General features: G+C 68.2%; 14 protein-coding genes. 9 read left to right on the top strand and 5 right to left on the bottom strand.

Annotation, left to right across the window (positions count from 1 at the left end):
- Positions 1-22: 22 nt before the first annotated feature.
- The 3 genes from AKG07_RS11685 to AKG07_RS11675 are packed head-to-tail and all read left to right on the top strand — an operon-like array spanning position 23 to position 4,711.
- Positions 23-1,381 (top strand): MFS transporter, encoded by a 1,359-nt coding sequence (locus tag AKG07_RS11685; RefSeq protein WP_082297917.1) that lies wholly within the window; start codon positions 23-25, stop codon positions 1,379-1,381.
- 28 nt (positions 1,382-1,409) lie between these two features.
- A complete protein-coding gene (locus AKG07_RS11680) occupies positions 1,410-2,654 on the top strand; it encodes a glycoside hydrolase family 1 protein (protein WP_053098092.1) in 1,245 nt (414 codons plus the stop codon).
- Positions 2,654-4,711, top strand: coding sequence for a hypothetical protein (locus AKG07_RS11675; protein ID WP_053098091.1), 2,058 nt, complete (start codon positions 2,654-2,656; stop codon positions 4,709-4,711). The genes AKG07_RS11680 and AKG07_RS11675 overlap by 1 nt, the downstream gene beginning before the upstream one ends.
- Positions 4,712-4,831: 120 nt before the next feature.
- On the opposite strand, the gene AKG07_RS11670 is transcribed toward AKG07_RS11675, so the two are convergent.
- Positions 4,832-5,548, bottom strand: a complete 717-nt coding sequence (locus AKG07_RS11670; protein ID WP_053098090.1) for a winged helix-turn-helix transcriptional regulator — start codon at positions 5,546-5,548, stop codon at positions 4,832-4,834.
- A 90-nt stretch (positions 5,549-5,638) separates the two neighbouring features.
- On the opposite strand from AKG07_RS11670, the gene AKG07_RS11665 reads away from it, so the two are divergent.
- Positions 5,639-6,469 carry a class I SAM-dependent methyltransferase gene (locus AKG07_RS11665; protein WP_053098089.1) on the top strand — a complete coding sequence of 277 codons (831 nt, stop codon included), beginning with the start codon at positions 5,639-5,641 and terminating at the stop codon, positions 6,467-6,469.
- Positions 6,470-6,544: 75 nt separating this feature from the next.
- On the opposite strand, the gene hxlA is transcribed toward AKG07_RS11665, so the two are convergent.
- Together hxlA and hxlB are read right to left on the bottom strand one after the other, a co-directional pair.
- Positions 6,545-7,168, bottom strand: coding sequence for a 3-hexulose-6-phosphate synthase (gene hxlA / locus AKG07_RS11660; RefSeq protein WP_053098088.1), 624 nt, complete (start codon positions 7,166-7,168; stop codon positions 6,545-6,547).
- Between the two features lie 46 nt (positions 7,169-7,214).
- Positions 7,215-7,796 (bottom strand): 6-phospho-3-hexuloisomerase, encoded by a 582-nt coding sequence (gene hxlB / locus AKG07_RS11655; RefSeq protein ID WP_053098087.1) that lies wholly within the window; start codon positions 7,794-7,796, stop codon positions 7,215-7,217.
- A gap of 94 nt (positions 7,797-7,890) precedes the next feature.
- Here hxlB and AKG07_RS11650 point away from each other — a divergent pair, with 94 nt between their 5' ends.
- Complete coding sequence (locus tag AKG07_RS11650) at positions 7,891-8,718, top strand: helix-turn-helix transcriptional regulator (protein WP_053099285.1); 828 nt, start codon at positions 7,891-7,893, stop codon at positions 8,716-8,718.
- A 79-nt stretch (positions 8,719-8,797) separates the two neighbouring features.
- Here the strand turns inward: AKG07_RS11650 and AKG07_RS11645 are convergent, their stop codons facing one another.
- Positions 8,798-9,460 carry a hypothetical protein gene (locus tag AKG07_RS11645; protein WP_053098086.1) on the bottom strand — a complete coding sequence of 221 codons (663 nt, stop codon included), beginning with the start codon at positions 9,458-9,460 and terminating at the stop codon, positions 8,798-8,800.
- Positions 9,461-9,562: 102 nt separating this feature from the next.
- Between AKG07_RS11645 and AKG07_RS11640 the strand changes: the two genes are divergently transcribed.
- Positions 9,563-9,880 (top strand): DUF2277 domain-containing protein, encoded by a 318-nt coding sequence (locus AKG07_RS11640; RefSeq protein ID WP_053098085.1) that lies wholly within the window; start codon positions 9,563-9,565, stop codon positions 9,878-9,880.
- A gap of 7 nt (positions 9,881-9,887) precedes the next feature.
- Here the strand turns inward: AKG07_RS11640 and AKG07_RS11635 are convergent, their stop codons facing one another.
- Positions 9,888-10,490, bottom strand: a complete 603-nt coding sequence (locus AKG07_RS11635; RefSeq protein WP_053099284.1) for a TetR/AcrR family transcriptional regulator — start codon at positions 10,488-10,490, stop codon at positions 9,888-9,890.
- Positions 10,491-10,584: 94 nt separating this feature from the next.
- Between AKG07_RS11635 and AKG07_RS11630 the strand changes: the two genes are divergently transcribed.
- The 3 genes from AKG07_RS11630 to AKG07_RS11620 all read left to right on the top strand — a co-directional run bounded on the left by AKG07_RS11630 (position 10,585) and on the right by AKG07_RS11620 (position 12,826).
- Complete coding sequence (locus AKG07_RS11630; RefSeq protein ID WP_171821955.1) at positions 10,585-11,211, top strand: stage II sporulation protein M; 627 nt, start codon at positions 10,585-10,587, stop codon at positions 11,209-11,211.
- Between the two features lie 122 nt (positions 11,212-11,333).
- Positions 11,334-12,161 (top strand): DUF4397 domain-containing protein, encoded by an 828-nt coding sequence (locus AKG07_RS11625; RefSeq protein WP_053098083.1) that lies wholly within the window; start codon positions 11,334-11,336, stop codon positions 12,159-12,161.
- Positions 12,161-12,826 carry a class F sortase gene (locus tag AKG07_RS11620; RefSeq protein WP_233277257.1) on the top strand — a complete coding sequence of 222 codons (666 nt, stop codon included), beginning with the start codon at positions 12,161-12,163 and terminating at the stop codon, positions 12,824-12,826. Before AKG07_RS11625 ends, AKG07_RS11620 begins: the two co-directional genes overlap by 1 nt.
- Positions 12,827-12,844: the final 18 nt, after the last annotated feature.

The following is a 12,844-nucleotide window of genomic DNA, read 5'->3' as shown; positions in this document are numbered from 1 at the left end:
CACGCCAGACAAAGGAGTCACCATGAGCACCGACGACCACACCGCACCGGGGACCACCCCTGTGACCGCAGGAGTCAGCGACCCGCTGCTGAACGCAGCGACCGTCCCCGAGGAGCCGGTCTTCACCGAGACAGGCACCCTCATCGTGCGCGAGAGGGTGAGCAGAGCCTTCATCGCCCTCCTCGCACTCGGCCTGTTCGGCACCTACCTCGCATTCGTCACCCCGATCGCCATCTCGCTCGCTCTGCGGGTCAACGTCCTCGCGCCCGAAAACCCGGAGTACCTCGGTCTGCTGCTCGGCATCGGCTCGCTCGCCGCGCTGCTGGTCGGGCCGCTGGGTGGGCAGCTGAGCGACCGCACAAGATCACGCTTCGGGCGCCGCCGTCCCTGGCTCATCGGCGGTGTACTGCTCGGACTCGTCGGTCTCACCGTTATGGCTCTCGGCCCGAACGTCCTCGTGCTGGGTCTCGGGTGGATCATCGCCCAGATCGGTCTGAGCCAGGCCGCCAACCTCTTCACGACGATTCAAGCCGACAAGCTGCCCGAGTCGCAGCGAGGACGCGTCGCCGCGATCACCGGGTTCGTGACGATGGTCGCGCCTGTGGTCGGTGCGGTGGTCGGCGGTCGATTCGCCACTCAGCCGTTCCTCCTCTTCCTCGTCCCCGGTGCCGTCGCGCTCCTCTTCGTCTTCGTCTTCGTGCTGTTCTATAAGGACGCCGACAGTCGTTCGCTGACCTTCGACGGACCCCTCTCGGTGAAGGGCGTGCTCTCGGGGTACGTCTTCAACCCGAAGCGCTACCCCGACTTCGCCTGGAACTGGTTGGGCCGCTTCCTGTTCTTCTTCGGGCTCACGCTCAACACGACCTACACGGCTTACTTCTTCGCACAGCGCCTGGACATTCCCGTCATCGAGATCGGCGACACCGTCGCGACCGTCGGCCTGATCGGCATCCTGGGCACCATCGTGGGAGTCTTCGCCGGTGGGTTCCTGTCTGACAGGCTTCGTCGTCGTAAGCCGTTCGTCCTGGGCTCCGCGATCCTGTTCGGGATCGGAGCCATTGTCATGGTCCTCGCGCCCGACTTCACGCTGCTCATCATCGGCTCGCTGCTGACGAACCTGAGCATCGGGGTCTTCTCGGCGGTGGATCAGGCGCTGTTCCTCGACGTGCTTCCCGAAAGGGACACCGAAGCGGGTCGCTTCGTCAACATCACGCAGTTCGCCACCACCATCCCCCAGGCGCTGGCGCCACTCGTCGCGTCCGGTGTCCTGACGCTGATCGCCACGGAGGGAGGACCGAACTATTCGGTGCTCTATGTGGCTGCAGCCGTGCTCGTCGTGATCGGTGGATTCGTCATCCTCCGCGTCAAGTCCGTCCGCTGAATCGCTATACGCACGAAGGATCTCCGAGATGACCGACACCTCCTTCGCGTTCCTCTGGGGTGCGGCGACTGCGCCGCACCAGGTCGAGGGCAACAACGTCAACAGCGACTGGTGGCTCTATGAGCAGCTGATGCCGCACTTCGGCCTGAGCGGCGACGCGGTCGACAGCTATCACCGGTATGAAGAAGACATGCGGCTGTTGGCGGATGCCGGTCTCACCGCCTACCGCTTCGGCATCGAATGGTCGAGGGTCGAACCGATCGCGGGAGAGTACTCACGAGCGGCGCTGGCACATTACCGCCGCATGATCGACACCGCACAAGGGCTCGGTCTCACGCCCGTCGTCACCCTTCACCACTTCACGAGTCCGCGCTGGTTCGTCGAAGAGGGCGGGTGGCTGGGGGACACCGCCATCGACCGGTTCGCGGCCTATGTGACCCGGGTCGTGGAGATCCTCGACGGCGTCGACTGGGTGTGCACGATCAACGAGCCCAACATGCTCGCCCTGATGGTGCTGATGTCGCGATCGATCAACCCGGACGCCGTACCGTCGTTCATCACCCCCACGGTGCAGCCGGGCGAAGGGTTCGTGCTTCCCCGTCCGTCTCTCCACGTCGGTGAACGGCTCGTCGAGGCTCACCTCGCTGCGCGCGCCGTGCTGAAGGAGCGCACCAGCGCCCGGGTCGGATGGACGCTGGCGAATCTCAATCTGTGGGCGAAGCCCGAGAACGAGGTGTACCTCGAGGCCGAGCGTCACGCACGGGAGGATCTCTATCTCCGAGCGGCGCGCGACGATGACTTCATCGGTGTGCAGGCCTACTCGACGCAGGAGATCGATGCGCAGGGATTCGTGGCGGCGGAGCCGGGACCGGAGAACACGCTGGTCGGAACCTACTACCGTCCGGATGCTCTCGAATCGGCCGTGCGGCACGCCTGGGAAGTGACCGGCGGCGTGCCGATTCTCGTGACCGAGAACGGGCTGGCTACGGCCGACGACGATCGTCGAATCGCATACACGACAGGGGCGCTCCGCGGACTGGCCACCGCGATCGATGACGGTATCGATGTGCGCGGTTATCTGCACTGGTCTCTGCTCGACAACTTCGAATGGGGCCACTGGGAGCCGACGTTCGGTCTCATCTCCGTCGATCGAGAGACTTTCACGCGCACACCGAAACCGAGTCTGGCGTGGTTGGGCGAAGTCGCCGCGAGCGATGGGGGCGCGATCGGCATCGGTTTCCCTCGGGCGCGCCTGGCGGAGGGAGCGCGCTGATGGGCGTCGCGATCAACCGGCGCGAGGTCGTGAGCCGTCACGACGTCACCGTCAGCACGCCCGACCCCGAGCACGTTCTCACGGTCGGCAACGGCGACTTCGCCTACACCGCCGACATCACGGGCATGCAGACGTTCACGGCGTTCCACGATCAGTCCCTGGCGGTCAGGGAGGGCCGAGTCGCGGTCAACACGGCGACGATGAGCTCCTGGGGATGGCACGAGATGCCCAACCCCGAGGGTTTCGTCCTCGACGACGCGATGTCCGAGCACCTCACCCGCCGAGGAGCTGTGCGTTACCCCGACCGCCACGACATGGAAGGTGCGATGCGCGGCCAGGTCGCTGACGAGAACCGGGCCGGCGCTTGGTTGAACGCGAACCCGCAGCGGCTGGATCTCGGTCGCATCGGCTTCGCGTTCGACGACCCGGCAACGGGCCCTGAGGCGCTGCGGGACACGCGGCAGACGCTCGACCTGTGGTCGGGGGTCATCCGCTCGGCATTCGTCTTCGACGGGCAACCCGTATCCGTTCAGACGGTGTCGGCCCCCGACGAGTCGCTCGTGGCCTTCCGCATCCACTCTCCGCTGATGGGCGACGGACGGCTGAGGGTCGCGCTGCGTTTCCCCTACGCACATCCGGGGTTCTTCCAGACCTCCGACTGGTCCTCGCCGGAGCGCCACGAGTCCGCCCTCGAGTCGACTGATCTCGGTGCTCGGATCATCCGCACCCTCGATGACACGGCCTATGGGGTCGAACTCGGTTTCACCGGTGGCAGCATCAGTCGGATCGCAGCTCATGCGTTCGAGCTGCGATCCGACGGCGACGATCTCGACCTCATCGTCCGCTTCACCGAGGAGAGCGCCCGAGAACTGCCCACCTTCGACGAGGTGGCCTCGGCCTCGGCGCTCTCGTGGGAGCGCTTCTGGAACTCGGGCGCCGCGGTCGACTTCGCCGGAACGGACGATGCTCGCGCTGCAGAACTCGAACGCCGGATCGTGCTCTCGCAGTACCTCACAGCCGTGAACTCCGCTGGAGTGATGCCGCCGTCGGAGACCGGACTCATCACCAACTCCTGGTCGGGCAAGTCACATCTGGAGATGCACTTCTGGCACGCCGCGCACTTCGCGACCTGGGGTCGCCCCGAGCTGCTCGAACGCAGCCTCGGGTGGTATCGCGCTATCGCCGACCGGGCGCGGGCGACTGCCGACGGGCAGGGCTATCCGGGGATCCGTTGGCCCAAGCAGGTCGGCCCGGAGGGGAGGGAGAGCCCCGACCCGATCGGCTCTTTCCTCGTCTGGCAGCAGCCGCACGTGCTCTACCTGCTGGAGCTCGTGTGGAGAGCGTCGGACGCGGTGAAGCGCGCCGCGCTGATCGACGAGTTCGGCGATCTCGTCGTGGGCACTGCGGAGTTCATGGCCGCTTTCGCAGAAGAGCGTGGCGGCCGTTTCCACCTGCTCGGGCCGCTCATGCCGGCGCAGGAGTTCTATGACGTGACCACCACCGAGGATCCCACGTACGAGCTCGCATACTGGTGGTGGGGGCTGGAGATTGCCCAGCGGTGGCGCGAGCGTGCGGGTGAACCTCGACGAGAGGACTGGTCCGCCGTGCAGAACGGACTGACCTCGCCTCATGTCGAGAACGGGCGCTACACGGCCATCGCCACCGCGCCGTACCTTCGTCGCGACGATCATCCGTCGTTGCTGGCCGCGTTCGGAGTGCTGCCATCGACGCCTGTGATCGACCCGAGCATCATGCGCGCGACGCTCGACGACGTCCTGCGCACATGGGAGTGGCCGTCGGCGTGGGGGTGGGACTTCCCGGTACTCGCCATGACCGCCTCCCGGCTGGGATCGGCCGACGTCGCCATCGATGCGCTGATGCGCGACGAGGTGAAGAACCGATTCACCGCGGTCGGGCACAACAGTCAGATGGGTTCGATCCTCCCGATCTACCTGCCAGGCAACGGCTCGCTTCTCGCCGCCGTCTCGATGCTCGCCACGCACGGGTTCCCACCGACGTGGACCGTCGCCACCGAAGGCTTCTCTCCATGGCCGTGAATGACAGCATCCGTCCCGGTGAGGTCTGGCTCGACACGACGGGTGCGCTGATCCAGGCCCACGGCGGTTCGGTGCTCGACGAGAACGGCACGCTCTACTGACACGGCGAGACTAACGCCCTTAGGCGCTCGCGCCCGCACCCTCCGGCGCACCCACCGGCGCACCCACCCGCGGCACCGCGGCATATCCCGGGCGGATGAACCACGACGGCAGCGCTCGCCGCAGGTCGCTCGGGCCGGTCGCGGTGGCGTCTTCGGCGAGCAGCAGCGTCGTCCATTCGATGTCCCCGCGCCAGAACCGGGTCAGCGCTCGGAGCGTGCAGCGCACCTCGACCGACACGTCGTACCCGGGGTCGGCGTCGCACACGTCGGCCTCGCCGTCGTGGATCACCAGCCACCACCGGCGCTGCGCCGGACTCGCGTCCGTGAAATGCAGTGCGATCACCGTGCGCGCATCGGGGACGGTGCCGTGATCGACGTTGCGGTGCATATCCCACAGCAGCAGCTTGGGGTCGAGGTCGGCGTCTCCGAGCTCGCCGATCCAGCGCACCCCCCACGCCGAGAGCTGTTCGACGACCGGACGCAATTCGGCACCCGCGACGGTGAGCACGTAGCGGACGTCAGCACCCTGGGTGATCCGCTCGATGAGGCCGGCACGCTGCAGCTGGTCGAGTCGATGGGACAGCAGCGTCGGCGACATGCGGGGGAGGCCGCGGCGCAGCTCGTTGAAGTGCTCGGTGCCGAGCAGAAGCTCACGCAGCAGGAGCATCGTCCACCGCTCGTCCAGCAGCTCCATCGCCTTGGCGACGGGGCAGAACTGATAGTAGGGGGCGCCCACGGACCTCACGATAGACCCGGTACAGATCGGATACTAGAGCGGTCTGCGCGGGGTTCGTAGCGTGAGGATCACAAGGCAGAGGAGCCCACCATGAACACCACCACCGACCTCCAGGCCGACGCCGACCGCGCGCTGAAGGCGAAGCACAGAGTCGTCTGGGCGCTCGGCGACTATTCGGCCGTCGCGCGCGAAGTGATCCCCGAACTCGGTCGGGTGCTCGTCGCCGAGAGCCGCATCGGGCCGGGCGATCGCGTGCTCGACGTCGCCGCCGGCACCGGCAACGCGTCGATCGAAGCTGCACGCACCGGTGCATCCGTGGTCGCGAGCGACCTCACGCCCGAGCTGCTCGAGATCGGCAGGCAGGATGCTGCACGGCAAGGCGTCGAGCTCGCCTTCGAGGAGGCGGATGCCGAGGCGCTGCCCTATGCGGACGACTCTTTCGATGCCGTGCTCTCGTGCGTCGGCGTCATGTTCGCGCCGCATCACGAGGTCGCGGCCGGCGAGCTGACGCGGGTGGTGCGCGCCGATGGACGGCTGGCGTTGATCAACTGGACGCCCGAGGGGTTCGTCGGACAGTTGTTCGCCACGCTCAAGCAGTTCGTCCCCGCGCCGCCTGCCGGTGTGCAGCCGCCGCCGCTCTGGGGTGACGAGGAGCACGTGCGCGCCCTCCTCGGAGACCGCGTGGCCGAGCTGTCGACGGAGCGTCGGCAGCTGTCGGTCGACAGGTTCGCGTCGGGTGCGGAGTTCCGAGACTTCTTCCGGGACTTCTACGGCCCGACCGCGGCGGCGTACCGAGGCATCGGCGACGACGTACAGCGGCGAGCAGAGCTGGACGATGCCCTGGCCGCACTCGGCGACCGCCACCTCGAAGACGGTCGAATGGACTGGGAGTACCTGCTCGTGACGGCCCGCGTCGTCTAGAGCGGCGCCGTCGGGGCGTTCGACGCACGAAGGGGCCGACCGGGCATCGCCGGTCGGCCCCTCTCTGTGCGGTCGTCAGCTGATCGCGGCGCGCAGCTCGGCGGCGGCGTCTCCGACGTTCTCGGCGCTGTAGATCGCGCTGCCCGCGACGGCGACCTGCGCCCCGGATGCCTGGACGGCGGCGATGCTCGAGGCGTTGACGCCGCCCGCGACGGAGAAGGCGACGCCGGATGCGGTGCCGTCGGTGAGCAGGCTGTCGAGCGAGTAGCCGTCCTGCGCCTGCTCGTCGAGACCCGCGTGCATCTCGACGAACTCGGCACCGAGGCCGATGACCTGCTGCGCGCGGGCGGGCTTGTCGGCGACGCCGATCAGATCCACGACGATGCCCTTGCCGTGCTTCTTCGCGGCCTTCACCGCGCCGGTGATCGTGCTGTCGTCGGCCACGCCGAGCACCGTCACGAGATCCGCACCCGCGCCGAAGGCGATGTCGGCCTCGAGTTCACCCGCATCCATGGTCTTGAGGTCGGCGAAGATCACCTTGTCGGGGTGGGCGCTCTTCAGGGCGGTGATCGCCGAGAGGCCTTCGCTCTTGATCAGCGGGGTGCCGAGCTCGAGGATGTCGACGTGCGCGGCCGCGGCGGCGGCGAGCTCGAGGGCCTTCTCGGTGCTGAGCGTGTCGATGGCGAACTGCAGTTTCATGGGTGTTCCGTTCGTTCTGCGGGGTGGATGGTGGGGCGGCAGCCGCTCATTCGAGGTTCGCGTGGCGCGGCCAGAGGTCGTCGGCGCTGGTGCCCTGGCGCTGCCAGAGGGCGTGGAAGAGCCCGTCGCCGATGACGACGACCGCCTGCTCGAACAGGCTCGCCGCGTACTGGTGCGAGGCGTCGGCCGTGCGGTCCAGCTTCTGGGCGGCAGGCACCCGCACGACGACGTCGGCGAGCTCTGACAGGGGCGACGTCGCTGCGGTCGTGAGCGCGCCGATGCGCGCCCCGACCGACGAGGCGCGCTGCGCGGCTCGCACGATCGATTCCGTCGTTCCCGACCCGCTCGCCGTCAGCAGCAGGTCGTCGGCCTCGATTGCCGGAGTGGTGGTGTCGCCCACCACATGCACGTCGAGTCCCAGGTGCATGAGGCGCATCGCGGTCATTCGCAGGGCGAGCCCTGAGCGGCCGGCTCCGAGCACGAAGACGCGCCGGGCATCGACGACGAGGTCTGCCAGATCGATGAGCTGATGCGCGTTCGCGACGCTCGTGCGCTCCGCGACGCGGAGCAGCTCGTTGGCGATGAGGGAGATGGCGGCGCCGGGCGACATCGTGGCGGTGAGAGGCATGTCTCCACTCTTGCGATCGCGCGACCTTCGGGCGCTCCCGCCTCGGGACCGTTCCACCTACCCGAAGGGAGAGGGACGAATAGAGTAGGTGATCATGAGCATCGAAGAGCATGCTGGGCCGGCGGGATCACGCCGACTGGCCGCAGACCACGCGCTCGCCCTCGCCGAGCAGCGGGACCGCTACGCCCTCACCCTCGAATCCCTGCTCGCGACGCTGCGCTCGCAGCGGCTCGACGACCGGGCGGCACGCACGATCGCGGTCGATGTCGCGGCCGGTGCACTGGTCGGACTGCGGACGCACAACGATGAGCAGGGAGCAGGACTCGAGCCGGTGACGGGCGCCTTCGAGCGTCTGCGCGGCGATCTGCGCCCGCTCGTGCGATACAGCGAACTCGACGTGCAGTTCGTCGAGCCCCCGGCCAACGGTCGCGCGCTCCCCGGGGTGATCGCCCACTCTGCGCGCTCGATCGTGAGAAGCACCGTGCTGGCGATCGTCGACCGCGGAGAGACGCGACGCGTGCGCATCCAATGGGACTGCGACGGATTGAACCTGCTGATCGCGATCCGCGACGACGGCCGAGGAGACCTGACGACGCACGACGACGCACTTCGCCCGATCGCCGAGCAGGTCTCTGCGCTGTCAGGCGACCTGTCGGTGGCCTCGACACCCGGATGGGGGTCGGAAGTCGGCATCCGCCTTCCTCTCGATCCACCGGCCGAGCCGGGCGATCTGCCGGATGCGATCGACGCCAGCCCGCGAGAGCGCGATGTGCTGCGACTGGTGTCGGCGGGGCGCCGCAACCGCGAGATAGCCGAGACGCTGAACGTGAGCGAGAACACGGTGAAGTTCCACGTGTCGAACCTGCTGCGCAAATCCGGGGCGGCGTCACGCGCCGAGCTCGCGGCCATCGTGCGCGGCTGACCACCCCTTCGGGTGGGGCTGTGCCTGCTCGGAAGGATAGGTGGGGAAGTCGCGACAAGCACGCCGCGGAGGGGCGTGATCAGTCCTCGCCGTCGAAGAGACCGCCGTCGAGCAGCCAGTTGTAGCGGAGTCGGAGCGCACGCTCGGTGCTCGCGGCGAGCGCACCGACGACGAGCGAGATGTTCGCCCACGGGGGCAGGTGGATCGGGCTCTCGAAGGTTCCGATGGCTTCCGCGATCGGCGGGATCTGCGTGATCTGCTCGACGAGCTGCGGAACCCCGAGCACGAGCGCCACGACGAGCACGACGATCGACACCCCGCCGATCGCGCGACTGAGCCCGGGCGCCCTGCGATGCAGTCGGGCGCGTCGACCCTCGGCGGAGGCGGGGTCGGGAGACAGCTGTCTCTCCGTGCCGTCGTCGCCGACGAAGTGGGCTCGCTTCAATCCGTATCCGCTGGTGGCGACCTCGATCATCCCACCCGGCACGGCGAAGGCGGCGGGCAACTTCGATGTCGCCTGATTCACGCCGTCGCGGTAGAGCTTCGCGCGTACGACCCCGTTCTCGTCTCCGCCGAGGCGCAGATCCACCGACCAGGTCTCGACACGGCCCTCAGGCCCGGCCAGTCGCAGGTGCAGAAGAGAGCGCGAGAACGGCTGCCACCAGCGATAGCGCTGCAGAGAGTGGCCGTCGCCGGGCTTCGCGCGTCTCGCCGCGCGTCGCCGTCTGCTCTCGGAAGCCATCCGTTCGACCCTAACAAGCGGCAGGGGGCCGGTGCCAGGGATGAATCCGACCGGCGCCGCATGCCTCTTGACTCCGGCGCTCAGCGCTCTACCCTGGCAGGCATGTGCCGCAACATCGTTCCTCTGAACAACCTCGCCCCACCGGCCACCGATGACGAATGTCATGAGGCCGCAGTGCAGTTCGTGCGCAAGATCTCGGGTGCGAACGCCCCCTCCCGCGCCAACAGGGAGGTGTTCGACCGTGCTGTCGCTGAGATCGAGAAGTCGGTGCGACATCTGCTCGATGACCTCGTCACGACCGCACCCCCGAAGGACCGCGACGAGCAGCGCGAGAAGCGACAGGCTCGCTCAGCCGAGCGGTACGAGGCGATCCGGGTCTTCCAAGAGGCCAAGCGCGCGGCGAAGGCGGCGGCGGACTGAGCCCTCGCTAGTCGTCGCGGAACACGGCATCGACCGCCATCGTGAGCGTGTTCGTCTCGGATTCGAGGATCGACTCGTCCGAGGGGAGCGCCCGTTCGAGGGCCAGGCCGGCGAGGACGGAGTTGAGGAAACGCGCGCGCGTGGCGTTGTCTCCGGCCGGGAGTGAGCCTTCGTCTTCGAGGACGGACAGCCAGTGCTCGACCCTCCGCTGCCCTTCGCGCTCGATGGCCAGGTAGGCATCACGGAGTTCGTCCGTGAGCTCGGGTTCGATGAAGGTCCGGTGCAGGATCGTGGCTGCCTCGCGTGCCTGCGCCCCGACGCCTGACGGAGCGAGCACCTGCCTCAGACATGCGAGGAGCCGCCCCTTCGCCGTCAGCGACTCGTCATGGATCGGGTCGTCCGGTGCGATCACCTCGTAGACCACGCGGAGGACCTCGTCGAGCAGCGCCCGCTGCGTCGGGAAATGGAACCGCAACGACCCGGTGCTCACACCGGCCCGCGCTGCGACCGCGCGGACGCTGAGCTTCGCGCCGCGTGATTCGCCGAACATCGTGAGTGCCGCGTGCAGGATGCGGTCCTTCGTCGGCAGCATGCTCGGGTCGGCGGTCATCATCCCATTCTCCACGACCCCCGGTGACACAGTGTGTTAGCGTGGCGTGCGTCCCTCACTAACACACCGTGTTAGTCCATCGACGGGAGCACCCATGACACTCATCCGCAGGCCTTTCCAGATCATCCGCTCGAACCTCCGCGTCTACGCGCTTCTCAATGCGCTCGCCTACGGCACCTTCGCGATCGGCTTCATCCTCGGGCTGCGCTTCCCCGACCTGGTCGCCGGCCGCGCCCAGGCGCTGGAGGACGACGGCACAGCGAGCCTCGTCACCTCTCTGCTCAGCAGTCCCTGGCTCTTCGCGCTGACGATCCTGGCGGTCAACACCCTGCGGCTCGGCGCCCTCACGATCCTGCTGCCCTCGCTCGTCGTGCCGTTCCTCGGACTCGCGACGTTCGCGGTCTGGTCGGTGACGACCGGAGTGACCCTCGTGCCGACGACGCCGGAGGGGTGGGTCGCGCTGATCCCGCATTCGCTGACTCTCGTGATCGAGCTGCAGGCCTACATCCTTCTGCTGCTGGGCGCGTTCCTGCTGGGCCGGTACTGGGTTCGCCCACAGGCGATCGGTGCGCGGAATCGACGCGCGGCCTACCTGCGCGGACTCCAGCACATCGGCTGGCTGAGCCTGCCCGCGCTCGCGCTGCTCATCATCGGGGCGCTCTACGAGGCCTTCTCGTTGCTCTACTTCGTGTACCCCCTGCAGCAGTGGCTGCTCGGATAGACGGAACGGACATCGACACGGCGATCTAAGAAATCTTCATCCAGGTGCATCCAAACCCGGCGCTCCCGGAGAACAACTCCTATGAAGGGCCGCACAGGGCGGTCCGGGTACAGGAGGAACAGATGCGCAAGACAGTCGCCGCCGGCCTCGCCGTCGGAATGATCACCGCTCTCGGTCTGGCCATGCCGGCCGGCGCCGCCACCACCCAGGCCGCACAGCTCTCGGTGCTGCACGCGATCCCCGACACCCCCGTCGACGTGTACGTGAACGGCGAGCTCACCCTCGACGACTTCGCGCCCGGAGACCTCGCCGGACCGCTCGAGCTGCCCGCCGGTTCGTACGAGGTGGCGCTCACCGCTCCCGATGCCGCCGACGCCAGCGCGCCCATCCTCGGCCCGGCGACCCTCGCTCTCGAAGCGGGCGGGAACTACACCGCCGTGGCCCACCTGACCGAAGCGGGCGAACCCGGCCTCAACCTCTTCACCAACGACATCTCGCAGACGGCTCCCGGCCAGGGGCGACTCACCGTGCGTCACACCGCCGCGGCGCCCGCGGTCGACATCCTCGCGGGCGGATCGCCCGTGATCGAGAACCTCACGAACCCGAACGAGGCCAAGCTCGACCTCCCCGCGGGCACCGTGTCGGCCGCCGTCGCTCTGACCGGCACGACCGACCCGGTCATCGGTCCGGCAGACGTCGCGATCGAAGAGGGCGTCAACACGATCGTCTACGCGTGGGGCAGCGCCGAAGACGGCAACCTCGCGATCGCCGCTCAGACGATCTCGGGACTCCACTCGAACCCCGACGGAGTGCCCTCCGGCACCGCGGGCTACCTCGCTGAGCAGGATGCCTCGGCGAACGCCCTCCTCTCGGCGGGTCTCGTCGCCCTCGCGATCGCGACCGCCGTGGGTGCGGGCCTGATCGTCCGTCGCCGCCAGACGGTGCGCTGATGCTCCGAGGCACGCTGCGGACGGCCCGTCTGCGCCGCGTCATCATGACGTTCGGCGCCCTGGTCACCGCGGCGTGCCTCGTGGCATGCACACCGGGAGGGGCGGGCGCGGATCTCCCTCCTTCCACGGAGTCGCCCCCCACGACTCCATCGCCCGTCCCTCCCACTCCCGCGAGAGACGTCGCCGTGCGGCCGGGTGCTCTCCCCACCCCGACCGCATCCGTCGCTCCCGTGGGTCTGGCCATCCCGTCGCTCGCCATCGACATGCCGGTGACGGACGTCGGGGTGGCCGACACCGGACAGATGGAGCTGCCCGTAGACCCGGCCATCGCCGGCTGGTATCGATACGGAGCGGATGCCACGAGCACGAGCGGCCGGATTCTGATCGCAGCGCACGTCGACGCGATCGATTATCCGATCGGACCGCTCGCTCGCCTGCGGGACGTGCCCGCCGGCGAGACCATCCTCATCACGGCGGCCGACGGCACCAGCCGCGAGTTCGTGGTGCAGTCGCTGACCTACTACGAGAAGGCCGCACTGCCGACCGACGAGCTCTTCCAGCGTGGTGGCCCCTCGGCCCTTGTGCTGGTCACGTGCGGCGGACCTTTCGACAGCCAGACCGGGCACTACCGCGATAACGTGGTCGCGGTGGCGGTCCCGCGATGAGGCGGGGTGATCACCATG

Origin of the sequence: Microbacterium sp. CGR1 (assembly GCF_001266755.1) — a bacterium.
Classification (GTDB): Bacteria; Actinomycetota; Actinomycetes; order Actinomycetales; family Microbacteriaceae; genus Microbacterium.
This window is presented reverse-complemented; position numbering and strand designations above follow the sequence as displayed.

Bases quoted from the DNA above. Each gene is read 5' to 3' on its own strand.
- AKG07_RS11685 (WP_082297917.1), top strand. From the start codon at position 23: ATGAGCACCGACGACCACACCGCACCGGGGACCACCCCTGTGACCGCA.
- AKG07_RS11680 (WP_053098092.1), top strand. From the start codon at position 1,410: ATGACCGACACCTCCTTCGCGTTCCTCTGGGGTGCGGCGACTGCGCCG.
- AKG07_RS11675 (WP_053098091.1), top strand. From the start codon at position 2,654: ATGGGCGTCGCGATCAACCGGCGCGAGGTCGTGAGCCGTCACGACGTC.
- AKG07_RS11665 (WP_053098089.1), top strand. From the start codon at position 5,639: ATGAACACCACCACCGACCTCCAGGCCGACGCCGACCGCGCGCTGAAG.
- hxlA (WP_053098088.1), bottom strand. From the start codon at position 7,168: ATGAAACTGCAGTTCGCCATCGACACGCTCAGCACCGAGAAGGCCCTC.
- hxlB (WP_053098087.1), bottom strand. From the start codon at position 7,796: ATGCCTCTCACCGCCACGATGTCGCCCGGCGCCGCCATCTCCCTCATC.
- AKG07_RS11650 (WP_053099285.1), top strand. From the start codon at position 7,891: ATGAGCATCGAAGAGCATGCTGGGCCGGCGGGATCACGCCGACTGGCC.
- AKG07_RS11645 (WP_053098086.1), bottom strand. From the start codon at position 9,460: ATGGCTTCCGAGAGCAGACGGCGACGCGCGGCGAGACGCGCGAAGCCC.
- AKG07_RS11640 (WP_053098085.1), top strand. From the start codon at position 9,563: ATGTGCCGCAACATCGTTCCTCTGAACAACCTCGCCCCACCGGCCACC.
- AKG07_RS11635 (WP_053099284.1), bottom strand. From the start codon at position 10,490: ATGACCGCCGACCCGAGCATGCTGCCGACGAAGGACCGCATCCTGCAC.
- AKG07_RS11630 (WP_171821955.1), top strand. From the start codon at position 10,585: ATGACACTCATCCGCAGGCCTTTCCAGATCATCCGCTCGAACCTCCGC.
- AKG07_RS11625 (WP_053098083.1), top strand. From the start codon at position 11,334: ATGCGCAAGACAGTCGCCGCCGGCCTCGCCGTCGGAATGATCACCGCT.
- AKG07_RS11620 (WP_233277257.1), top strand. From the start codon at position 12,161: ATGCTCCGAGGCACGCTGCGGACGGCCCGTCTGCGCCGCGTCATCATG.